Raw genomic sequence first — 22,637 nt, forward strand, 5'->3', positions numbered from 1 at the left:
GGTCGGCTGATGAAGTATTCAGGGATATCGTCGTCGCATGACGGATCAACGCCCCACGCTCGCCGATGTGGCCCGGGTCGCCGGGGTGTCGCGGGCGGCCGCCTCACGGGCGATCAACGGCACCTACGGTGCGTCCGAGGCGGTCCGCCGCCGGGTACGCGCGGTCGCCGCCGAGCTCGGTTTCGAGCCGCACCCGGTGGCCCGTGCGCTGGCGACCGGCCGGGCCGGTGCGGGCCGCCGGGAGCGCATCGAGGTGCTGATCGTCGACCCGGATCCGGAGGCGATGAGCACCAAGCCGTTCTACGGCCGGGTGCTGACCGGCGCGATGCGTGCGCTCGGCGACCGTGACATCGCCCTCGAGGTCCGGCGGGTCGCCACGCTGCCCGCCGACGACGGTGACGCGCCGTTCGGGCGGCTGCTGATCAACGTGCCGGGGGCCGCCGGAGCCGCCTTCGCACGCCGCGGCCGTACGGTGGCGCTGGGCCGTTCCGCCCCGGGTGTCATGTTCGTCGCCCCGGACAACGACGGTGGCGGTCATCAGGCCGCCGCCCATCTGGTGAACACCGGCCGCAAACGGATCGGCGCGGTCTTCGGCCCGCCCACCCCGTGTGCGGACGAGCGGAGGGCCGGGTTCATGCGGGTGATGGCCGGAGCGGCCCGGCCGGTGGCCGTCGCCGACGGCGATTTCACCCGCGCCCGTGCCTATGCGGCGGCCCGGGAGCTGCTGGCCGGCGAACCGCGGCTGGACGCGGTGTTCGCCTCCTGCGACGTCAGCGCGATGGGTGTGCTCCAGGCGCTCCGCGAGACGGGGCGGCGGGTGGCCGACGACGTCGCGGTGGTCGGTTTCGACGGCAGCGCCCTGGCCGAGGCGGCCGACCTGTCCTCGGTCTACATGCCTGTCGAGGACGAGGCGGCGTCCGCGGTCCACCACCTGCTCGACCCGGCCCTGCCGCCACCCGGCCGCCTCCCGACCCGGCTGACCGTCCGAGGCTCCAGCTAGAGCGCTTCCGCTCTCCAGGTCCCTGGCCCGCACCTCGATCATGTTGAGTTCCGCGATGACCGTGTGCCCGAATGCCACAAGATCGCGGGCGAACGGGGTCGGACCGGTTCCGAATGCTTCCCAGAAGACCTTCGGAGTCGGCGCCTACCCCGTCCTCCCGCCATCTCGTGGCTTTCCACCGCGCCGGATCTGCCCGCTTGATCAACCGGCTGCGGGACCGCACGGCACTGCTGCCGAACCGACCCGACCCGACCCGCGCTCGCCCGAGCTACAGCTACAGCTACAGCTACAGCTACAGCTACAACGCGGTCACACACAGCGCGATCGTGCGACCCGGTCGTCGTGATGGCGACGACGGACGCTCACGTAAGGCCGATCGTGTGACCCCACCGCGGCGATACCGAGGGTCAGAGCCCACGATCGCCGATCGTGCGCTGCCGTCGTCGTCCGGACGCCTGTCAGACCCCGGCCCCGAATTTCTCCAGAGCGCTTCCCGCGCCAAGGTCCACCCCTGGATCCTGGTCGAACCCCGCGATGACGGGCATGCCGGAACCCCACAAGATCATGGGCAGGGTGGCCGCGGCCGGAGGCGGGGGTCCGTGGCCGCCGGCTGTCAGGGGCTGGACTCCTCGAAGAGCAGGAGGGTTCGGGTAGTGACCACCCCCGGCATGCCCTGGATCTCGTCGAGGACCAGGTGCCGCAGTTCGGTGTTGTCGGCGACCCGGACCAGCAGGATCACGTCGAAGTCGCCGCCGACCAGCCCGATGTGCACGACGCCGGGAAGTGCCCGCAGCCGGCCGAGGACCTCACGCCAGTTCGCCTGCTGGAGGTTGAGCGTCACGTAGGCGGCCGTGGTGAGCCCGGCCGCGACCGGGTCGACGTCGGCGTGGAAGCCGCGGATCACCCCGTCCCGCTGCAACCGCGCGACCCGGGCGTACGCGTTGGCGCGCGAGATGTGCAGCGTCTCGGCGAGCGTGCGCATGGACATCCGTCCGTCCCGGCCCAGCTCGGCGAGGATCCGCCGATCGGTGTCGTCGAGCACCCTGGCCACCTGTCTTCCCGGCCGGGCTCACGGCCGCCAACCAAAAGACGATCGGCTCTCGAACCGGGGCCGACGCGAAACAATATCTCGTCTTTCCCGCGCCTATGGTGATCGTTTGGCAAGCTCGCCAGAATCCGTCCATGACACGTGACGCAGCTCTCCTGCTGCCGTCCACGGAGCCGGTGACGCTCATCGACCCGGACGGCCACCCCGTTCCGCACGTCGGCCACGATCTGCCCGACCCTCAGGCACTGGTACGCGCGTACGCTGCCCTGATCTCCGCCCGGCGCTTCAACGACCAGGCGAACGCCCTGGTCCGCCAGGGCAGACTGGCCGTCTATCCCTCCTCCCACGGACAGGAGGCCTGCCAGATCGCCTGCGTCCAGGTTCTCGACGACGGCGACTGGCTGTTCCCCACCTACCGTGACAGCGCGGCGATCGTGGCCCGCGGTGTCGATCCGGTGCAGGCGCTGACGCTGCTGCGCGGCGACTGGCACAGCGGCTACGACCCGCACGCCACCAAGGTCGCGCCGCAGGCGACTCCGCTGGCCACGCATCTGCTGCACGCGGTCGGGGTGGCGCATGCCGCCCGGCTGCGGGGCGAGCCGACCGTGGTGATGGCGGTCTGCGGCGACGGCGCGACCAGCGAGGGCGACTTCCACGAGGCGCTCAACTTCGCGGCGGTCTTCCGTACCCCCGTGGTCTTCTTCATCCAGAACAACGAGTATGCGATCTCGGTGCCGCTGGCCCGCCAGACCGCGGCGCCGTCGCTGGCGCACAAGGGCATCGGGTATGGCGTGCCCGGCGAACGGGTCGACGGTAACGACGTCGCCGCCCTGCTGAAGGTGCTCGGCGCCGCCGTGGCGCGGGCGCGTGCCGGTGAGGGCCCGCAGTTGATCGAGGCGCACACCTATCGGGTGCAGGCGCACACGAACGCCGACGATCCGGGCCGTTACCGGTCCGCCGACGAGGTCACCCCGTGGCTGGCCCGCGATCCGATCATGCGGTTGGAGACCTATCTGCGGGGGCGCGGGCTTCTCGACGATCAGGACGTGCGGGGGTACGCCGAGCAGGCCGAGCAGGCGGCCGGGCGGATGCGCGCCGGACTGGGTGAGGAGACGTCGGCCGACTACCGGGACCTGTTCACCCACGTGTACGCCGAACCCACCCCCCAGCTGCGTGAGCAGCAGGCCCTCGTCGCCGACGAGCTGTCGCGTGAGGAGGAGCGCTGATGTCCGCGGAGAAGCTCACCATGGCCACCGCCCTCAACCGGGCGATGCGCGACGCCATGCACGCCGACCCGACGGTGGTGGTCTTCGGTGAGGACGTCGGCCCGCTCGGCGGCGTCTTCCGGGTCACCGACGGACTGACCGCCGAGTTCGGGGAGCAGCGCTGCTTCGACACCCCGCTCGCCGAGTCCGGGATCCTCGGCATGGCGATCGGGATGGCGATGAACGGCATGCGCCCGGTCGTCGAGATGCAGTTCGACGCGTTCGCGTACCCGGCGTTCGAGCAGCTGGTGAGCCATGCGGCGAAGATGCGCAACCGCACCCGCGGGCGGGTCGAGGTGCCGCTGGTCATCCGGGTCCCCTACGCCGGCGGCATCGGCGGGGTCGAGCACCACTGCGACTCGTCCGAGGCCTACTACGCGCACACTCCGGGGCTGCACGTCATCGCGCCGTCCGATCCCGCCGACGCGTACGGGCTGCTCCGCAAGGCCATCGAGTCCGCCGATCCGGTCGTCTTCCTGGAGCCGAAGAAGCTCTACTTCTCCCGGTCCGAGGCCGACCTCACCGCGCCGGTCCCGCCGATCGGCAGGGCCGTGGTGCGCCGGCCGGGCACCGACGCCACCCTGATCGCCTACGGCCCGGCCGTGCCGGTCGCCCTGGAAGCCGCCGAGGCGGCCGCGCAGGAGGGCCGCAGCCTCCAGGTCGTCGACCTGCGGTCGATCGTGCCGTTCGACGACGAGACGGTGTGCGCGGCCGTCCGTTCCACCGGGCGGGCCGTCGTCGTCGCCGAGGCCGCCGGGTTCGCCAGCGTGTCCTCCGAGGTCGTCGCCCGGGTGACCGAACGCTGCTTCCACTCGCTGCACGCCCCGATCCGGCGGGTCACCGGCTTCGACATCCCCTATCCGCCGCCGAAGCTGGAGCACGTCCACCTTCCGTCGGTGGACCGCATCCTCGACGCCGTCGACGAGTTGCAGTGGGAGTACGCGTGACCGCCCCGAGCAGGCCCTCCACCACCGGCGCCCGGACCTTCCTCCTGCCGGATCTCGGCGAAGGGCTCACTGAGGCGGAGATCGTGCGCTGGCTCGTCGCCGAGGGCGACCTGATCGAGGTGGACCAGCCGGTCGTCGAGGTCGAGACCGCGAAGGCGGTGGTCGAGGTCCCGTCGCCGCACGCCGGCCGGGTCGCGACCCGGCACGCCGCGGAGGGCACGACGCTCGACGTCGGTGCCCCACTGATCACGGTCGCCGCGCCGGATGCGGCCGACACGGCGGACCCATCCGCCGTGGACGGCACCGCGACGACGGATCCGGTCGCCGCGGCCGAGACCTACCGCGAGGAGGAGCGGGCCGGATCGGGCAACGTCCTCATCGGGTACGGGACGAAGCCCGGCTCGACAGCGGCGGCCCGGCACCGCCGTCCCCGCAACTCGCGGCCCTCCGCCCCCGAGCCGCCCACCCGCCCGTCCGCGCCGAAGGTGGCCTCACCCCTGGTCCGGCGGCTGGCCCGGGACAGCGGCGTCGACCTGTCCACGCTGCGCGGCACCGGCCCGGACGGCGTGATCACCCGCCAGGACGTCGAGGCGGCGGCCCGGACCCGGCCGTCGGCGACCTCCCCGGCAGGCACGCCCGCGGCACGTCCCGCAGCGGTTCCGTCCGAGACGGCCGCCCCCGGGACGACGGCGGTCCCGGCCGCACCGGTGGCGGCCGGCGGTGAGCGGCGGGTGCCGTTGAACGGGTTCCGTAAGCAGGTGGCGGCGGTTCTCAGCCGCAGCCGGGCGGAGATCCCCGAGGCCACGGTGTGGGTGGACGTCGACGCGACCCCCCTGTGGGAGCTGCGGGAACGTGGCCGCGGCCGACCGGGGTCGCCGGGCCTGATGGCCTACGTGGCACGGTTCGTGGTGGCGGCCCTGCGCGAGTATCCGGTGTTCAACGCCCGCCTCGACACCGAACGGCAGGAGATCGTCGAACTCGAGCGGATCAACCTGGGCATCGCCGTGCAAAGCCCCCGCGGTCTGGTGGTGCCCGCGGTGACCGACGCGCAGACGATGACGGCGGCCACGCTGGACGCGGCGATCCGGGACGTGACGGCGCGGGCGCTGCGCGGCGAGTCGACACCGGCCGAACTGTCGGCGGGGACGTTCACGCTGAACAACTACGGGGCGTTCCGGGTGGACGGCAGCGCGGCGATCATCAACCATCCGCAGGTGGCCATGCTGGGCCTGGGCCGGATCATCGACCGGCCGTGGGTGGTCGACGGTGCTCTGGCCGTACGAAAGGTCGCGCAGTTGTCCTTCGTCTTCGATCATCGGGTGTGTGACGGCGGCGCGGCTGCCGGATTCATGCGCGCGGTGGCCGACGCGATGGAGGATCCGCTGTCGGCGCTGGCCCGTCTGTGACCTGCCGACCCCGGTCCGTCCTCGGGCCGGGGTCACCGTTTCCCGTCGCCGGCCTCCGCGTGCGGGCCGGGATCCGTCATCGCCGCGGCGCGGTCCCGTAGCAGGGTCCGGTCGCGTTCGTTGCGGGTCAGCGAGGCTGCCCGCTCGAACTCGGCCCGCGCCTCGGCGTGCCGGCCCAACCTGGCCAGGAGGTCGCCGCGCACGCTGGGCAGCAGGTGGTAGCCCTGGAGGGACGCGACGGCCGTCAACTGGTCGAGCAGGGCGAGCCCGGTCGCCGGGCCGTACGCCATGGACAGCGCCACCGCCCGGTTCAGCTCGACCACCGGTGACGGCATCGTCTCGGCCAGCCGCTCGTAGAGCGCGGCGATCCGGACCCAGTCGGTGTCCTCGAACCGGCGGGCCCGGGCGTGACCGGCGGCGATCAGCGCCTGTAGCACGTACGGGCCGGGCCGGCCGTCGACCAGTGCCTCGGCCCGGGCCAGCGCGGCCAGGCCCCTGCCGATCAGCAGACGGTCCCAGCGGGCCCGGTTCTGGTCGGCCAGCAGGATCGGCTCACCGTTCGGACCGGTACGGGCCGCGGCCCGGGACGCCTGGATCTCCATCAGCGCCACCAGGCCGTGGACCTCGGGTTCGCGCGGGGTCAGCCGGGCCAGGACCCGGCCCAGCCGCAGGGCTTCGGCGCACAGTTCCGGCCGCATCCAGTCGTCGCCGGCGGTCGCCGAGTAGCCCTCGTTGAAGATCAGGTAGACGACCTCCAGCACCGACGACAGCCGGGCCGCCAGCTCCGCGCCCTGCGGCACCTCGAACGGCACCCGCGCCTTGGCCAGGGTCTTCTTGGCCCGGACGATCCGCTGGGCCACGGTCGGTTCCGGCACCAGGAAGGCGCGGGCGATCTCGTCGGTGGTCAGGCTCCCGAGCAGCCGCAGGGTCAGCGCCGCGCGGGCCTCCCGGGACAGCACCGGATGGCAGGCCACGAACACCAGCCGCAGCAGGTCGTCGCCGATGCCGTCGGTCTCGGCGACGTCGGGGACGGCCTCGTCGATGTCCCGGCCGATCTCCGCCAGTTTGCGCTGGTACGTCGTGTCGCGCCGGATCCGGTCGACGGCCCGGCGCCGGGCGGTCGTCATCAGCCAGGCGCCGGGATTGTCCGGCACACCGTCGGCCGGCCACTGTTCCAGTGCCGCGACCAGCGCGTCCTGAGCCAGCTCCTCGGCGACGCCGACGTCCCGGACGAGCCTGGTCAGGCCGGCGATGAGCCGCGGCGCCTCGATCCGCCAGACCGTCTCGATCGCCCGGTGGGTGTCAGTGGCCATGCGTCACGCGGATCGGTAGCCCGGGGCGGCGCTCTCCTCGCGCCTCTGCACGGCCACCCGCTGCTCGTCGGTGAGCTGCTCCCCGAAGTCGTCGGCCGAGTACAGCCGCCGGATCTCGATGTTGGTCGGCTCGCCGTCCCGGCTCTTGACCGGGCAGCGTTTGAACCACTCGACGCACTCCTCCATCGACTTCATCTCCACCAGGTAGAAGCCGGCGATGAGCTCCTTGGACTCGGTGAACGGCCCGTCCACCACGGTCTTCCGGTCGCCGTCGAAGTAGATCCGGGCGCCGGTCGAGCTCGGCCCGATACCCTCGGCGGCCAGCAGCACCCCGGCGTCGACCAGTTCCTCGATGAACGCGCCCATCGTCGCGAAATCCTCCGTGGCCGGCAGCACCCCGGCCTCACTGTCCGCCGTGGCCTTGGTGATCACCATGAACCGCATCGCCGTCTCCTCATGTCGGGCCGTCTTCTCACCAACGCGTCGATCGGGAGCCGCCCCACTCGACACCCTGCCGGAATTTTCCGGTGCGGCGAGGGCGACGGCGCCCAGGAAGTCGTCGAAGCGGTCAGGAGTCCTCGCCACCGGCGCGCAACTGGGCCAGGACCAGCGGGTCGATCGCGCCCGGGACGATCCGTTCCTCCAGGTTCTCGATGCCGGCCCAGCTCGCCAGCGCCTCGTCCAGGTCGTCGGTGGTGTGGCCGGCCTTCGCCAGCCTGGTGCGCACCTCGTCGCCGATCGCGCCGGTGAGCGGGATCAGCGTGGCCGGGTCGGGGCGCTCGAAGTAGAGCGTGTGCAGTTCCAGCAGGCGGGCCAGTTCGGCCACCGGGTCGGGGTGGTCGTCGACGCGGAGGTCGGCGAGGACGTCGCTGGTTCCGCCGTACCCCATGCCCTTGGCCACGACGAGCAACGCGGCGCTCTGCCGGCCGCGCCGGTCGCCGCCGGCCAGGTCACCGGCGCGCAGCGCGCCGAGCAGCCGGTAGGGGAACCGCGGCTGATCCGCACCGGCCAGCCACGTGGCCTCCATGTCGGCGACCACCTGCGGCCCGGCCAGCATGTTGCCCTGGATCGCGTAGCCGTCACCGGCCACGCCACCCGCCCACGGGTGACAGTCGCCGCCGGTGAAGGTGGCGCCCGGCCCGTCCGCGCCCACCACGCCGACCTGCCGGTGCCCCACCGGCCCGGCGTCGCCGGCGATCAGCGCCTGCACCGTGCCGGTCGCGGTCACCCCGGTGCCGAGCAGCGCCAGCGCCTGCGGGCGGTAGGCGAGGTTCGCATACGACTGGGTGGCCACCGCGCCGACGTCGGCGAGGGCGGCCGGGACAGCCGCACCGGCGCCGAGGAACTTACTGGCCACGGCGACGCCGAGCACCGTGCCGTCAGCGGACCGGGCAACGATCGAGAAGGTCATGGCGCGACGGTAACCGAACGCGCGCCCGGGTGACCGAGCGCCCGTTCGAGGGATGGGCCCGGCGTTTCCGACGGTGAGAGCCAGCGACGTTCCCTACGCTCGGCGCGCAGATATTCCCAGGTGAACGGAGTGCTGGTGCCCAGATCGACCCCACCTCGCCGCATGCTGACGGTGCTTGCCGGACTGCTCGCACTGGCGGCGACACCGGTGGCCGCGCCGGCCGCGGCCTCGGACGCCGGCTACTACGACGCGGCCCGCGGGCTGTCCGGCGCCCGGCTGAAGGGCGCCCTGCACGACATCATCTCCACCGGGACGACGGCCCTCTCGTACCGGAAGGTCTGGGATGCCCTGAAGGTGACCGACGAGGACCCGTCGAACCCGGCCAACGTGATCCTGGTGTATTCGGGAACCAGCCGGTCGAAGGCCCGCAACGGCGGTGGCCGGGGTGACTGGAACCGGGAGCACGTCTGGCCGCAGTCGCACGGGCCGTTCGACACCCGGGACACACCCGGCACGGACCTGCACCACCTGCGGCCGGAAGACGTGACGATCAACAGCGGGCGGGGCAACAAGGACTTCGACAACGGCGGCGCGCCCGTCGCCCGGGCACCGGGCAACCGGTCCGACGCCGACTCCTGGGAGCCCCGGGACGCGGTGAAGGGCGACGTCGCCCGCATGGTGTTCTACATGGCGGTGCGCTACGAGGGCGAGAGCCGCCTGCCGGACCTGGAGCTCGACGATGCGACCACCCACGGTGGCACTCCGCTGCTCGGCCGGCGGCCGGTGCTGCTGGCGTGGCACGACCGGGATCCGGTGGACGCGTTCGAGCGCCGCCGCAACGAGATCATCTTCGAGCGGTATCAGCACAACCGGAACCCGTTCATCGACCACCCGGAGTGGGTAGACGAGGTCTTCGGATAGCGCGGATCCGCCGGCGGCCCAAGGTCCGGGTCGTCCGGCGGATCAGCCGGCCGGCCACGCAGAGCCTTCTGGGCTGTGCGGAGGGCGGCCGGTCGCCGAGCGGTGGTACCCGCTGAACGTGAAGAGACTACGCGTTCAGCGGTTCGCCGAACTCGGCAGGGGCCGCAAGTGATGCGGAACACCACGGTATCGGCGGCTTAAACAGCGGAAACCCCCGGTGCACGAACCGCACACCGGGGGTTTCCGAAGGGGCCGCACCCGGGGACGGTCCGGGCCGGCCGAGCCGGGTCAGCCGCGGTGGGCGGCGTGCAGGGCCATGCCGTAGCGGCGGGTGGCGTCCTGGTGACTGAGGATGGCGTCGACCTCAGCCGTCTCGTCGGCGCTGTGGCGGCCGAGCATCATGTCGAGTTCGCTGCGCTCCGCGGCGGTGCGGAAGGCGGCGAGCTCGTCGCTCAGGCGGCGGTGGGCGCGGCGCTCGGCGAGACGGTGGGCGACAGCGGTACGGACGTGACGAAGAAACTTCACGGCGAGACTCCTCGACGGATAGTGACGGGGACTCTGACGTACTCCACCCTCTCTCGGCCCTGCGTCATCCCCAAATCCACCAGGTAAAACTCTCGTGCGCAAAGTGATGGCCACCACCGAATTCCGGTAACCCACGTCACTGTGTGTTGTGGAATCGCTGGTCAGGACGGGTTGGTGATCTCGCCCACCGGCAGCGCCGACAACAGCTGGGTCCGCGACCGGACGCCGAGCTTGCGGTAGACCCGGGTCAGCGTGGCCTCGACCGTCTTGACGCTCAGGTAGAGGCGGGTGGCGATCTCCCGGTTGCTGGCACCGTCCCGGACCATCCCGGCGATCCGCAGCTCCGTGGAGGTCAGACCCTGGTCGGGGGTGCCCTCGGTACGGGCGAGCGCCCGCTGGGCATCCAGCAGCCAGGGGCGGGCCTCGGCCGTACGGAAGAGGGCCGACGCCTCCCCGATCGCCTGCCGTGCCGCCGCGTAGCGTCGCCGCCGCCGTTCCGCACCGGCCACCACCAGCAGGGCGTGGGCCTGTTCCACCGGCTGCCGCAACGACTCGAAGTGCCGGGCCGCCGCGGTGGCGAGGTCGGCGGCGGTGTCGGCCTGCCCGGACTCGGAGTTGACGATCGCCGCCGCCCGGTGCAGGTAGCCGCTGAGCCCGGGGGTGCTGCCGAGCCGGTCGGCGGCGGCCCTGGCCAGCGCCAGCGTGGTGGCGGCCTCGCCGTGCTCGCCCAGGGACGCGAGTGCCGCGGCGAGGTCGGCGCGCCACCGCACGATCATCGGGTCGGAGCTGCCCGCCTCGGCCTCCTGGTCGCGCAGCTGCCGCAGCGTGGCCACCCCGGCCCGGGTGTCCCCGGCGCGGACCTGCGCCTGACCGAGGGCGTGCAGCAGGCGGCGCAGGTAGAGGCTGTCGCCCTCCTGCTGCGACGAGCGGATGCCCCGCCGGGCGAATCCGGCGGCCGCCTGCAGGGTGCCGCCGGCCAGTTCGGCGACCGCGGCGGTGTACCAGGTGGGGCCGGGGCTCAGGCCCGCATCCTGCGCCGCCCGGACCGCGCGGTGGGCGTACCGCAGCGCCTCCTGACACCGGCCCGCCCTGGTGGCCACCTCGGAGAGGCTGCGCAGCACCTCGACCCTGGCCTCGCCGACCCGGTCGTGTTCGGCGACCGCCAGCAACCGCAGCAGTTCGGCGCGGGCCTCGTCGAGCCGGTCGTCGAAGAGGGCGAACCGGGCGGCCATGTAGTGCGGGCCGTAGTGCAGCCAGTCCGGTGCGGGCGCCGCGGGCAGCGCCATCGCCCGGTCCAGGGTGTCCTGCCAGCGGTCCTCGCCCTGCACACGCTGGATCTGCGCCTGCATGGTCAGCGCCATCGCCTCGATCGTCAGGTCGCCGCTGAGACGGGCCGCCTCCTCGGCGCGCCGGGCCTCGTCGGCGCCCGCCTCCAGATCGCCGACCAGGAACGCCGCCCAGGTCAGCCGCAACCGGACCGGCGCGGCGAGCACCGGGTCGTCACCGGCCTCGGCGAGCGCGGCGGCGAACGTCTCGCCCATCTCGGCCAGGGCCTGCCCGGCCAGGTCGAGCAGCACCAGCCGGGCACGGACCCGGTGGCCGGCCGGCGCGTCGGCGGCCAGGACGGCCTCGGCGGCCCGGCCGGCCAGCGCGGGTGAGCCGCCGGTGATGGCGGTGCGGGCGGCGGTGACCAGCCAGTCGAGACGGTCCGCGGACCAGTCCGGTGGGCAGCGGTCGGCGGCGAGAAGGTACAGCTCGGCGGCGGTGCGCTCGGCGCCGCGCCGTGCGCAGCGGGCGGCCTCGGCGGCCAGGCCGGCGGCGACGTCCGGGTCCGGGCGGGCGGTGCGCAGCGCCTGCTGGCGAAGAGCCTCGACCGGGTCGTACGCGGCCGCGGCGAGCCCCGCGTGCACCCGGCTCCGGTCGGCGGCCGGCGTCTCCTCGGCGAGCACCTGGGCCAGCATCGGCGGCGTGAACCGGATCCGCTCGCCGGACACCTCGATCACCCCGGCGGCGACGGCGGCGCGCAGCTCACGGGCGGCGTCGTCGCGGCCGGCACGCAGCATCAGCCCCAGGGTCGGCTCGGTGGCCAGCGCCGCGGTGAGCAGGGTCTCGGTCACTTCGGCGGGGAGCTGGGCGAGGCGTTCACGGGCCATCTCCCGGACCGGTTCGGGCAGCGGGGCGGGCCGCCACGACGGGCCCCGGGCGACGGCGCCGCCGAGGGCGAGGGCGAGGAACGGGTTGCCGGCACTGGCCCGGTGCAGCTGGCTGGCCGTACGGCAGGGCAGCCCGTGGGATTCGAGCAGGGCGGTCAGGTCGTCCTGGGACAGCGGCGGCACCGCCAGCTCGATCGCGGGAGCCGGGCAGAGCCGGATGGCGCGGGACGGGCCGGGGCGGCGTTCGGCGGCGAGCACCCGGACCCGGGTGCCGGGCCGCCGCCGCATGGCGAAGCTGATCAACTCGGCCGATTCCGGGTCGAGCCACTGGGCGTCGTCGAGGACGATCAGGACCGGGCCGGTACGCGCGCAGTGGGCCAGCAGTTCGGGCAGGACGAGCCGCCGGGCCAGGGCCGGAACGCCGGTGCGGGACGGGCGGCCCTGGCGCAGCGCGGCCATCGAGTGGCGTGGTGCCGGTGCGAGTGCGGCGACCGCCTCGGCCGGGACCTGGCGCAGCAGGTCGGCCACCCCGGCGTAGGCCAGGACGCGTTCGCCGCGGGCCGGGCGCAGGCGCAGGACCAGTTCCCCCCGCGCCGCGGCCCGGTCGGCGACGGTGTCGAGCAGTGCGGTGCGGCCGATGCCGGGCGGGCCCTGGAGGGCGACCCCGCCGCCGGCCGCCAGCCGGGCGTCGACGGCCGCCAGCAGGGCATCGCGGCCCAGTAGAGAGGGCACGAAGCTCTCACCCCCTAGATCTGAGGTGGTCAGCCTAGGAACACAGACGTACGCCCATCAATAAGTTCGCGGGTATGTCACATCCTGGTCATTTGGTGGCGGTCACCGTGCTGGCGGTGACCGATCCGTCGCCGGCGGTCGCGCCTTCGACGATGATCGATTGACCGGCCTTGACGTCGGCGAGCCTGCCCCTCGTCGCGGTGTTGACGGTGGTCGATCCGTCGGTCCGGACGGTGACGACCGTGCCGTCCCCGGTCTCCACGTAGATGGTCTTGCCGTTGACCAGCTTGACCTTCCCGGTGGTGCCGCCGGCCGCCGCGGTGGTCGCGGGAGCCGCCGCGCCCGGGGCACCGCTGGCACCGGTCCGAGGGAAGCCACCGCCGGAGCCCCGCGTGCCGGTGCCGGCGCCGGGGAAGCCGCCGGCCGCGCTCGCGGTGGTGGTCCCCCACTGCTTCTGCGCCTGCACTCCGCCGAGGAAGCCGCCCATCAACAGTGCGGCCACGCCGAGCGCGACCGTGCCCCTGTTCCACCACTTCTTCGGGGCGGCGGCCGCCAGTGCGGCGGAGAGGTCCTCCCGGCCGTCGTCATCCCCGGTGGAGATGATCGCGGTCTCGTCGTTCATCGTTGTCACAGCAGGGTCCTCACTCGTAGCGCAGCGCGTCGATGGGACGCAGGCGTGCGGCGCGGGCGGCGGGCAGGCCGCCGAAGAACAGGCCGATCGCGATGGACACGCCGACGGCGTACCCGATCGAACTGGGCACGATCACCGGTTTCACCCCGACGATCTCGAACTGGCTCCCGATCAGGGCGGCGGCGACCCCGAGGGCGCCGCCCAGCACACTCAACAGACTCGCCTCGATCAGGAACTGGGTCAGGATGAGCCGGCGGGGGGCGCCGAGTGCCTTGCGGATGCCGATCTCCCGGGTCCGCTCGGTCACCGTGACGAGCATGATGTTGGTGATGCCGATCCCACCGACCAGCAGACTGATCGCGGCGACCGCGCCGAGCAGTGTGGTGAACGTGTCGGCGGTCTCGGTCTGCGTCTCCAGCAGCGACGACGCGTTCTGGATCCGGTACGGGGTGCTGCCCGACGACGCGTCGACGTCCAGCTTCTGGTCGAGGATCGTGGACACCTCGGACTGGGCGGCGTCCACCTTCTCCGGGCTTGCGGCCTCCACGATGATCGAGGTCAGGGCGCCGTAGCCGGTGAGCACCTGCTGCACCGCGGTGAGCGGGGCGACCGCCGTGTCGTTGGCGTCGTTGAAGCCGGTGGAGCTCTTCTCCGCGAGCACCCCGACGATGGTGAACAGCGCGCCGCCCACGGTGACCTGCTTGTCGATCGGGTCGACGCCGGGGAACAGCTCCTCGGCGACGGTCTGCCCGACCACCACGACCCGCCGGCCCTGGTCCACGTCGTCATCGCTGAAGGCCGCGCCGCGCCCGACCGGGGTGGTGGAGGCGCTGAACCAGCTCGGCGTGGTGCCGACGAACGTGGCGACCGCATGATCGGAGCCCTCGTAGGTCATGGTCGCCGACGACGCACTGACCACCGGCGACACCGACCTGACGTCCGGCGCCAGCTCCGGATCGGTCAGGGCGTCGGCCATCTCCTTGGTGAGGGCGGTGCTGCTGGAACCGCCGCGGCCGGTGCTCATCACGGTGATGGTGTTGGTGCCGAGCGCCTCGATCCGGTCACTGATCGCCTGGGCCGAGCCGTTGCCGACCGCGACGAGCAGGATGACCGCGGCGACACCGATCAGGATGCCGAGCATGGTCAGGGCGGAGCGCAGCTTGTTGGCCGACAGGCCACGCAGCGAGAAGCGGACTACCTCGAAGAAGTTCACTGGGGGTGTCGCCCTCCGACGGTGTGGACCGGGGCCGGGCCGGCGTCCGGGCGGCGTGCCCGGATGTGCCCGCCCGCGTCGGCGACGGACTGGTGCGCGATCGCCGCGCCGACCGGCGGCAGGTGGATCGGCGACTGCCGCTGGTCGGTGACGATCGAGCCGTCGACCAGGCGGATCAGCCGTTTGGCGCGGGCGCCGACCTCGTCCTCGTGCGTGATGATCACGATGGTCCGGCCGGCGGTGCTGAGGTCGTCGAAGACCTGGAGCACGTCGTCGGTGGACTTCGAGTCCAGGTTGCCGGTGGGCTCGTCGGCCAGCAGCAGGGCCGGCTCGGTGACCAGGGCCCGCGCCACCGCGACACGCTGCTGCTGGCCACCGGAGAGCTGGTTGGGCTCATGATCGGCACGGCCCGCGAGACCGACGACGTCGAGGGCCTCCATGGCGCGCCGGCGGCGCTGTCCCGGTCTGACCCCGGCGTACGCCAGCGGCAGCTCCACGTTGGCCACGGCGCTCGTACGCGGGATGAGGTTGAACGACTGGAAGATGAACCCGATGAGCCGGTTCCGGGCGAGCGCGAGCTGCCCGTCGGACAGCCTGCTCACGTCCACACCGTCCAGCAGGTACCGCCCGGACGTGGGGATGTCGAGCGCGCCGAGGATGTTCATCAGGGTCGACTTGCCGGAACCCGACGAGCCCATGATGGCCACGTAGTCGCCACGGTGCACGACGGCGGAGACCCCGCGCAGCGCGTGCACGGTCGCCTCGCCCTGGCCGTAGATCTTCGTCAGGCCGGTGACCTGGAGGACGGGCCTGGTCATCGGGTCCTCCCGCCGCCGGGCGCCGCACCGCCGCCGGTGAGGCCGCCGCCGAACCCGGTGCCACCGCCGGGGAACCCGCCGCCGCCCTGCTGGGTGCCGCTGCCCGTACCCGTGGTGGTGGTCTTGACGACGACCTGCTCGCCCGCGGTGAGCCCGGAGGTGATCTCGGTGGCCGCGTCGCCCTCCAGGCCGATCTCCACCGACCGGTTCTCCTGCACGCCGCCGGCCACCACGGTGACCGTGTGCCGGTTGCCGACCGTGGTGATCGCCGCGGCGTTGACCAGGACCACGTTCTCCCGGGAGCCGGTGGTGACCGACACCGAGACGGTCTGGCCGACCTTGGCACCGGCCGGCACCTTGTCCAGGGTGAGCGTGACGCCGTAGGTGACCACACTGTCGGCGGTGGTCGCGGACGGGTCGATGGCGGCGACCTCGGCACTCTGCGAGGTGCCACTGAGCGCGTTCCAGGTGACCGTGGCGACCTGGCCGTCCTTGAGGCTCGTGGCGTCGGCCTCGGCGAAGGCGGCCGTGACCTGCATTCTGGTGAGGTCGGCGATCTCGATGAAGCCGCTGGTGCTGCTCGAGGTGCTTGCGCTCGACGAACCACCACCGGAGGACCCGCCGCCGGACGAGCTGGAACCGGACGCACTGCTTCCGGCGGCCGAGCCGCCGAGCGTGCCGTTGACCGCGGTGACGGTGCCGGCCATCGGGGCGGTCAGGGTGGTCCCCTCGACCGCCGCCTCGGCCTCGTCGACGGCCAGATCGGCCTCGGTGACCTGGTTCTCGGCGTCGGAGGTGTCCGAGCCGGCCTCCTCGGCGCGGTCCAGGGCGTCCTGGGCGGCGTCGAGGTCGGCCTCGGCGGCGTCCAGCGCGCGCTGGGCGGCGGCCGGATCGACCTTGGCCAGCACCTGGCCCTTCTTGACCCGGGCACCGACCTTGACGCTGATCGAGGTGACCGTGCCGCTGGTGGCGAAGGTGGCGCTGGCGGTGCTGGCGCTCTCCAGGGTGCCGTCCGCGGTCGCGGTCCTGGTGACCGTGCCCTGCTGGACGGTGACCGTTCGCTCGGCGGCCGTCGCGGCCGTCGCCCCGTCGTCGGTTCCGGAAAATGTCTCGTACACCGTATAGGCCCCGGCGACGAGCACGGCGCCGATCACGGCGTTGACCACCACCGACGGGTGGCGGCTCAGGCGTACCTTCATGGCGCACACTCTGGGGCCGCGGGCTATGAGGAGGTTCGGCGCAACCTGGGAGCCACCTCAAAACCTCACCCGGTGTCACCGACAGCGGGTAGCGTCACACGGAACGTGGCCCCGCCGCCGGGAGTCTCGCTCAGCTCCACCCGGCCGCCGTGCTGCCGCACGATGGCCGCCACGATCGCCAGGCCCAGCCCGGAGCCGCCGCCGTTGGCCCGGGACCGGCTCGGGTCGGCCCGGTAGAGCCGCTCGAAGATGCGGGGCGCGTGCTCCGCCGGCACACCCGGGCCGTCGTCGCAGACCGCCAGCACGGCCTCGTCGCCGTCCAGCCCGACCCGGACGGTCACGGTCGTCCCCGCCGGGGTGTGGCTCAGCGCGTTGGCGACCAGGTTCGTCACCACCTGCCGCAGCCCGTGGTCGTCGCCGAGCACGGTCGCCGGCTCGAACGTGTCCTCGGCGTCGCTGAGCCCGGCGAGCAGCACCTGACGGCCCGGCATCCGGGCGTACGCGTCGCGGATCGTCTCGGCCGCGATCTCCAGCAGATCGATACGGCGCAGGTCGAGGGTACGGTGCTGGTCCATCCGGGCCAGCCGCAGCAGGTCCTCGACCAGCACCGCCATCCGCGCCGACTCGGCCTCGATCCGGCCCACTGTCTCGTCCAGCTGGGGGCCGGGCGGGGCGCCGCCGCGGCGGTACAGCTCGGCCCAGCCGCGGATCGAGGTGAGCGGGGTACGCAGCTCGTGCGAGGCGTCCGCGACGAACTGCCGCAGCCGCTGCTCCGAGGCGGTACGCGCGTCGACCTCCCCCTCGATGCGGGTGAGCATCGCGTTCAGGGCGAGACCGAGACGGCCCGGTTCGGTGTGCGGGTCGGTGCCGGGCACCCGGCCGGACAGGTTGCCGCCGGAGATGTCGGTGGCCACCGCCTCCATCTCGGTGAGCGGCCGCAAGCCGATCCGCACCACGAACGCCGCACCGAACCCGAGCAGCGTCAGCACCAGCAGCATCACCCCGGCGTCGATGAGCATCAGCTGGTCGGTGGTCTGCTCGACCTCCACCAGCGCATAGCCGACGAGCGCCCGCTCCCCGGTGCCGGCGATGTCGACCGTCAGCACCCGCCAGTCGGAGCCGCCGGCGGTCGACACCGTGTAGGGCCGGCCCGCCGTGTCCGCGACAGCGCCGGGGGCGGGCCTGGTCTCGTCGACCGGCGAACTACGGGCGGTGTCGAAGGTCCCGTCGACGGCGTAGAAGTACATGATCTGGTCGGGGCCGAGACCACGGAAGCGGCCCGGACGGGGACCGAGCCCGGGACCGATGTCGGACAACGGCCGGCTGATGCCGACGAGCTGATCATCGACCCGGTCCACCAGGTACTTCCTGATCAGCAGTACGCCGACGACGTTCGCCACCACCAGCGCGATGCCCGACAACACGGCCACGACCAGGACGAGCCGGGATTTCAGCGTCCAGAACCGCCACGGGATCAATCGTCGCTTCGGGGCAGGCGCAACGCGTACCCCACTCCCCGCACCGTGTGGATCAGCGGCGGATCGGTCCGGTCGATCTTCCGGCGCAGGTAGTAGACGTAGGACTCCACGATGCGACCGTCGCCGCCGAAGTCGTACTTCCACACCCGGTCCAGGATCTGCGCCTTGCTGACCACCCGGCCCGCGTTGATCATCAGGTACCGCAGCAGGTTGAACTCGGTCGGGGACAGCTCGATCAGCCGGCCCGAGCGCCGCACCTCGTGAGCGTCCTCGTCCAGTTCCAGGTCCGCGTACCGCAGCACCCCGGTGTCCTCCCGCGGCTCCTCCGGCAGGCTGCGGCGCAGGATCGCGCGTATCCGTAACACGACCTCCTCGAGACTGAACGGCTTGGTGACATAGTCGTCCGCGCCGGCTGACAGCCCCAGGATGCGATCCTCCACCGCGTCACGGGCGGTCAGGAACAGGACCGGAACCCGATGGCCGGCGGCACGCAACCGCCGGGCCACCTCGACCCCGTCGACGTCCGGAAGCATCACGTCGAGGACGATCAGATCCGGCTCGAACTCCTGCACCGCCACGAGAGCGCCGTGCCCGCTCTCGGCGACGCGGACGTCGAAGGCGACCAGCCGCAGCGTCGCGCTGAGCAGCGCGGAGATGTTCGGCTCGTCATCGACGACCAGGACCCGGAAGGGCCGGGGCGCGGCGTCACTGAGAGTCATGGGACCACGGGTATCGGAGAGCACCGTACAGAACTATCAGCGCTTTCTTTGAATGACCTATGAGCCGGTGGGGAGAACGCTGCTCACCAGGACTTGACCACCGGGTCACCCTCGGTGATCCCGGCGACGATCTCGGTGTACTGGTCGCCCCGCAAACCCAACGTGACCTGCACCTCGGCGCCGTTGCTGAGAACGGTTCCGCTGTCCCCGGACACATCGTGCACCGCCGTACTCGGTACCCGCAGCACCTCCTCCTTGCTTCCGGTCGTCACCCGTACGTTGGCGCTCTGCCCGACGAGCAGTTCGTCCGGCGCGTCGTCGAACGACAGCACCACACCGAACCGGGTCAGCGTGCCGTCGCTGGTGCCGACCGGGTCGACCTGCACCACTGTCGCGCCGAACGTCTCGCCGGGCCGGTCGGCGAGGGTGATCACCGCCTTCTGGGTGACCTCCAGGTGGTCGGCGTCGGCCTCCGGGAAGTCGGCGCTGATCTGCATGTCGTAGACGTCGGCCAGGGTGATGAACGCCGAACCGGACGTGGCGGTGCTGCCCACCCGGCCGCTCACCGAGAGGATCTTCCCGGCGATCGGGGCCCTGATCGCCGCGCCCGCCAGGTTCTCCTCGGCCTCCTCCAGTGCCACCTCGGCGGCGTTGACCCGCTGCTGGGCGCTGAGGATCGCGTCACCACCCGACGAGCCGCCCCGGGTGCCGCCCTCGCCGTTGCCCGACGGGGAACAGGTCTTCGTGGCGGAGGTCCGCGGTTTGACCGTCTTCGTCGCCGACGGTGACACGGTGGGCGAGGCCGAAGCCGGCGGTCCGGCCGTCTTCGTCGCCGATGGTGACGGCGAAACCGACGCGGACACCGATGCCGAAACCGATGTGGTGTACGCGGCCGCCACGTCGCAACCGGACGAGGTGGTGGACGTGGCCGCCGACCGGGCCGACTCCAGCGCGTCATAGGCGTCCGACAGCGCCGACGAGGCGTCGTCGACCTTCTCCGCCGCGGCCGTGTCGTCGACGGTGGCCAGCACCTGCCCGGCGGTGACCGTGTTACCGGCCCGGACCTCGACGGTCTCCACCTCGGCCGACACCGCGAACGACAGACTGCGCGTCTGCGCCGCCTGAAGCGTGCCGGTGGTGGCGACCGCGGTGGTCACCGCGCCCCTGTCGGCCCTGACGATCTCGGCCGCCTTCGACTCCTCCCGCGCCGCGCCGGCCGTCAGCGCACGCACCACGCCGAAGGCGATCAGCGCGAGCACGACGACCGCCACGGCGAGCCAGATCAGACGCCGGCGACCGGCCAGTGCAACACCCATGGTCGCCGAGTGTGCCGAGTGGTCCTCGCCGCGGGCTCGGTCCTACCTGGGAGTTCGCTCGGAGCGCCGGAAGGCGTTCTTAGGTAACTCCTAGGGCCGTCCGACCTTGCGCACAGGTGCGGCCGCTTTTCTTCACACGTCCGGAGCACCAGTGCCGATTTAAGGAGATTCCCCGTGCCGGTGATCAGTTCGAAGGCGCCCCGCCGCACCGTAGCCGTCGTCGCGGTCTCGGTCGCCATGCTGTTCACGGCGGCGTGCGGCTCGGACGAGGCGACCACCGACGACAGCGGCACCACCGGTCAGAACGGCGGCGGTGACAGCGCGTTCGCGGCGTACATCAGCTGTCTCAACGAGAACGGCGTCACCGTCACCATGCCGTCCGGTGGTCCCGGCGGCGGCACCCGCCCGTCCGGCGCACCCGACGGCGTCCGCCCCTCCGGCGGCCCCGGCGGCGGGGAGTCCGGAGTGCTCCCGTCCGGCCGGCCGCGGCCCTCCGGCAGCGCCGGCCAGCGCGGTGGCGGCGGTTTCCCCGGCGGTGGCGGCTTCAGCAAGCCCGAGGGCGTCGACGACGCGACCTGGCAGAAGGCCCAGGAGGCGTGCGCGTCGGTGCGGCCCAGCATGGGCGCCGGGCGTGGCAATAGCGGTGGAGGCAACGGCAACGGCGGTGGTGGCCGCGGTGCGAACGCCGCCTACGAGAACTGCCTCAAGGAGAACGGCGTCACCGACACCACGAACCCGGACACCTCCGACGCGACGGTGAAGAAGGCCGTCGAGACCTGCTCGGTCCTCAAACCGATCGCCACCGCGACCTCCTGAGAGCCCGCACCACCAGGCCACCGTGCCGGCGTCGCGCGTCCCCCCGTCGATGCGACGCCGGCACGGTTTCTCCGCACGGCCCGCGTGCCCGCCGATGCGACGCCGGCACGGTTCCTCCCGGGGGCCCTCACCGCGGCGCGGGCGGCCGGGCCGTGTCCAGCACGTCCTGGACCAGAGCACGGTCGGGCCCGGCCGCGTACACCGCCAGATCACCGGCGTACACGTACCCCACCCAGGTGTCGCCCTTGCCCTTCTGCACGCCCGGCCGGTGCGCCGGGTCGAACGTGGCCGCCCCGTAGAAGACGACCCCGGTGGTCAGCCTGCACGGGGGTGACCCGGCCGGCTGCCACTGCACGAACTCGAACTCGCAGCCCCGGCTCTCCGCGCGCACCCAGTCGGCCGGCACGTCCACCTGCACATCCCGGTACTCGATGGTCTGCCGGTCGTCACCCGGCCGGGGCTCCGCGGACGTGGCGGGTGGCGGGGAGACGGTGGCGGCGGAGGTCGCCGGGGTCCCGACCACGGTGGACTGTTCGTCATCGCCGGGAGTACAGCCGGCGAGGGCGGCGACGATCACGGCGAGAGCAGCCGCCGACACGTGCCGGGCGGGACGCGAACCGGTCATGGAAGTCATCGTGCTCTGACGGCCACCGGTGCGGTCGAGTTCCGGCCATCGGATCCGGCCCGCGTCTCACCCCGGTGGGGCGCCGGTGGTGGTGCGGACGACCAGCTTCGGCGCGATGATCACGGCGCGGGGCCCGGACGGGGTGCCCTCGATGCGCTGGACGGCCCGTTGGATGGCCCGGGTCGCCAGCGCGTCGATGTCCTGACCGATAGTGGTCAGATCGATGTGGGCCAGGCGGCTGAGGCTGGTGTCGTCGTAACCCACGACGCTGATGTCACCGGGCACCCTCAGCCCGTTGCGGTGCAGTACGTCGAGCAGGCCGGTGGCGCTCAGGTCGTTGAAGACGGTCACCGCGGTCGGCGGGTCGATCAGCAGCCTCGCGGCGGCCGCGGCACCGTCCTCCTCCCCCGCGCCGCCCGGCACCACCCGGATGTGCTCGCCCAGGCCGTGCCGGCGCATCGCCTCCTGATAGCCGGTGCGGCGCTCGGCCGAGCCGTGCACCGTGCCGCCGTCGACGTGCGCGATCCGCCGGTGGCCCAGCGACACCAGGTGGTCGACGGCCTGGTGCGAGCCGAGGGCGTCGTCGTTGTGCACCACGTCGACGTCACGGCGGCGGGAGCTGCGCATCATCGCCACGACCGGCAGACGGGACGCGATCGACGCGAGCTCGGCGGAGCGCATGGTCCCGCCGAACAGGACGATCGCCTCGCAGCGGTCCTGGAGCAGGTCGCCGACGGCCGTACGCTCGCCGCGTCTCGGTGTCACCGCGCTGAGGGTGAGCTGATAGCCGGCCGCGCCCGCCGCGTCGTAGAGCCCGGTGAGCAGATCGTGGTGGAACGGGTGCCGCACGTCGAAGACGACGCCGAGCAGGCGGCTGCGGCCGCTGCGCAGCAGCCGGGCACGGCTGTCCGGCTGGTAGCCGAGCTCCTGCGCCACCTTGAGCACCCGCTCGCGGGTGGTCTCTGCGGCGCCCGGCGCGCCCCGCATCACGATCGACACGCACGCCACCGACACCCCGGCCTCGGCCGCGACGTCGGCGAGCGTGATCCGCCGCTCCCCTGAACGCATGCCGCGATGGTACGGGGTGTGACGACTAGAACG

20 protein-coding genes and 1 pseudogene are annotated in these 22,637 nt (G+C 72.7%); 6 read left to right on the forward strand and 15 right to left on the reverse strand.

The genetic code is table 11. The features are described from left to right. Positions 1-37: 37 nt before the first annotated feature. A complete protein-coding gene (locus BC793_RS00720; RefSeq protein WP_109588570.1) occupies positions 38-1,000 on the forward strand; it encodes a LacI family DNA-binding transcriptional regulator in 963 nt (320 codons plus the stop codon). A 613-nt stretch (positions 1,001-1,613) separates the two neighbouring features. Here the strand turns inward: BC793_RS00720 and BC793_RS00725 are convergent. Beyond that, a complete protein-coding gene (locus BC793_RS00725) occupies positions 1,614-2,051 on the reverse strand; it encodes an Lrp/AsnC family transcriptional regulator (protein WP_109588571.1) in 438 nt (145 codons plus the stop codon). Between the two features lie 131 nt (positions 2,052-2,182). Between BC793_RS00725 and pdhA the strand changes: the two genes are divergently transcribed. The 3 genes from pdhA to BC793_RS00740 are packed head-to-tail and all read left to right on the forward strand — an operon-like array spanning position 2,183 to position 5,666. Beyond that, positions 2,183-3,274 (forward strand): pyruvate dehydrogenase (acetyl-transferring) E1 component subunit alpha, encoded by a 1,092-nt coding sequence (gene pdhA, locus BC793_RS00730; protein WP_109588572.1) that lies wholly within the window; start codon positions 2,183-2,185, stop codon positions 3,272-3,274. Next, positions 3,274-4,260, forward strand: a complete 987-nt coding sequence (locus BC793_RS00735) for an alpha-ketoacid dehydrogenase subunit beta (protein ID WP_109588573.1) — start codon at positions 3,274-3,276, stop codon at positions 4,258-4,260. The genes pdhA and BC793_RS00735 overlap by 1 nt, the downstream gene beginning before the upstream one ends. Then, positions 4,257-5,666, forward strand: coding sequence for a dihydrolipoamide acetyltransferase family protein (locus BC793_RS00740; RefSeq protein WP_109588574.1), 1,410 nt, complete (start codon positions 4,257-4,259; stop codon positions 5,664-5,666). Before BC793_RS00735 ends, BC793_RS00740 begins: the two co-directional genes overlap by 4 nt. 32 nt (positions 5,667-5,698) lie before the next feature. Here BC793_RS00740 and BC793_RS00745 read toward each other — a convergent pair whose 3' ends face one another. The 3 genes from BC793_RS00745 to BC793_RS00755 all read right to left on the reverse strand — a co-directional run bounded on the left by BC793_RS00745 (position 5,699) and on the right by BC793_RS00755 (position 8,390). Further along, positions 5,699-6,979 carry an RNA polymerase sigma factor gene (locus BC793_RS00745; protein WP_109588575.1) on the reverse strand — a complete coding sequence of 427 codons (1,281 nt, stop codon included), beginning with the start codon at positions 6,977-6,979 and terminating at the stop codon, positions 5,699-5,701. Between the two features lie 3 nt (positions 6,980-6,982). Then, positions 6,983-7,423 carry a YciI family protein gene (locus BC793_RS00750; RefSeq protein ID WP_109588576.1) on the reverse strand — a complete coding sequence of 147 codons (441 nt, stop codon included), beginning with the start codon at positions 7,421-7,423 and terminating at the stop codon, positions 6,983-6,985. 124 nt (positions 7,424-7,547) lie between these two features. Next, complete coding sequence (locus tag BC793_RS00755) at positions 7,548-8,390, reverse strand: DUF1028 domain-containing protein (RefSeq protein WP_109588577.1); 843 nt, start codon at positions 8,388-8,390, stop codon at positions 7,548-7,550. A 135-nt stretch (positions 8,391-8,525) separates the two neighbouring features. Between BC793_RS00755 and BC793_RS00760 the strand changes: the two genes are divergently transcribed. After that, on the forward strand, positions 8,526-9,311 hold the full coding sequence (locus BC793_RS00760) for an endonuclease I family protein (RefSeq protein WP_249037368.1): 786 nt from the start codon (positions 8,526-8,528) through the stop codon (positions 9,309-9,311). A 288-nt stretch (positions 9,312-9,599) separates the two neighbouring features. Here the strand turns inward: BC793_RS00760 and BC793_RS00765 are convergent, their stop codons facing one another. From BC793_RS00765 to BC793_RS00805, 9 genes and pseudogenes are all read right to left on the reverse strand, one after another. After that, positions 9,600-9,836 carry a hypothetical protein gene (locus BC793_RS00765; protein ID WP_109588579.1) on the reverse strand — a complete coding sequence of 79 codons (237 nt, stop codon included), beginning with the start codon at positions 9,834-9,836 and terminating at the stop codon, positions 9,600-9,602. Positions 9,837-9,997: 161 nt separating this feature from the next. Beyond that, positions 9,998-12,721: a helix-turn-helix transcriptional regulator gene (locus BC793_RS00770; RefSeq protein ID WP_239169805.1), complete on the reverse strand. Its 2,724-nt coding sequence runs from the start codon at positions 12,719-12,721 to the stop codon at positions 9,998-10,000. Positions 12,722-12,809: 88 nt separating this feature from the next. Further along, on the reverse strand, positions 12,810-13,343 hold the full coding sequence (locus BC793_RS00775) for a hypothetical protein (protein ID WP_109588581.1): 534 nt from the start codon (positions 13,341-13,343) through the stop codon (positions 12,810-12,812). Between the two features lie 19 nt (positions 13,344-13,362). Further along, complete coding sequence (locus tag BC793_RS00780; protein WP_109588582.1) at positions 13,363-14,565, reverse strand: ABC transporter permease; 1,203 nt, start codon at positions 14,563-14,565, stop codon at positions 13,363-13,365. 134 nt (positions 14,566-14,699) lie between these two features. Then, positions 14,700-15,383, reverse strand: a pseudogene (locus BC793_RS00785) (ABC transporter ATP-binding protein); the annotation flags it as partial. Beyond that, complete coding sequence (locus BC793_RS00790; RefSeq protein WP_109588584.1) at positions 15,380-16,582, reverse strand: efflux RND transporter periplasmic adaptor subunit; 1,203 nt, start codon at positions 16,580-16,582, stop codon at positions 15,380-15,382. The pseudogene BC793_RS00785 and the gene BC793_RS00790, both read right to left, overlap by 4 nt. Positions 16,583-16,647: 65 nt before the next feature. Further along, positions 16,648-18,060, reverse strand: a complete 1,413-nt coding sequence (locus BC793_RS00795; RefSeq protein WP_203896088.1) for a sensor histidine kinase — start codon at positions 18,058-18,060, stop codon at positions 16,648-16,650. Beyond that, positions 18,057-18,779 (reverse strand): response regulator transcription factor, encoded by a 723-nt coding sequence (locus BC793_RS00800; protein ID WP_109588585.1) that lies wholly within the window; start codon positions 18,777-18,779, stop codon positions 18,057-18,059. The genes BC793_RS00795 and BC793_RS00800 overlap by 4 nt, the downstream gene beginning before the upstream one ends. A gap of 83 nt (positions 18,780-18,862) precedes the next feature. Continuing rightward, on the reverse strand, positions 18,863-20,095 hold the full coding sequence (locus BC793_RS00805) for an efflux RND transporter periplasmic adaptor subunit (RefSeq protein WP_109588586.1): 1,233 nt from the start codon (positions 20,093-20,095) through the stop codon (positions 18,863-18,865). Between the two features lie 174 nt (positions 20,096-20,269). On the opposite strand from BC793_RS00805, the gene BC793_RS00810 reads away from it, so the two are divergent. Continuing rightward, entirely contained in the window at positions 20,270-20,911 is a 642-nt protein-coding gene (locus BC793_RS00810; protein ID WP_170167183.1) for a hypothetical protein, read from the forward strand. Between the two features lie 127 nt (positions 20,912-21,038). On the opposite strand, the gene BC793_RS00815 is transcribed toward BC793_RS00810, so the two are convergent. After that, on the reverse strand, positions 21,039-21,536 hold the full coding sequence (locus tag BC793_RS00815; RefSeq protein WP_109588587.1) for a hypothetical protein: 498 nt from the start codon (positions 21,534-21,536) through the stop codon (positions 21,039-21,041). A 66-nt stretch (positions 21,537-21,602) separates the two neighbouring features. Then, entirely contained in the window at positions 21,603-22,604 is a 1,002-nt protein-coding gene (locus tag BC793_RS00820; RefSeq protein ID WP_109588588.1) for a LacI family DNA-binding transcriptional regulator, read from the reverse strand. Positions 22,605-22,637: the final 33 nt, after the last annotated feature.

The sequence above is a fragment of the Actinoplanes xinjiangensis genome (assembly GCF_003148685.1).
Classification (GTDB): domain Bacteria; phylum Actinomycetota; class Actinomycetes; order Mycobacteriales; family Micromonosporaceae; genus Actinoplanes; species Actinoplanes xinjiangensis.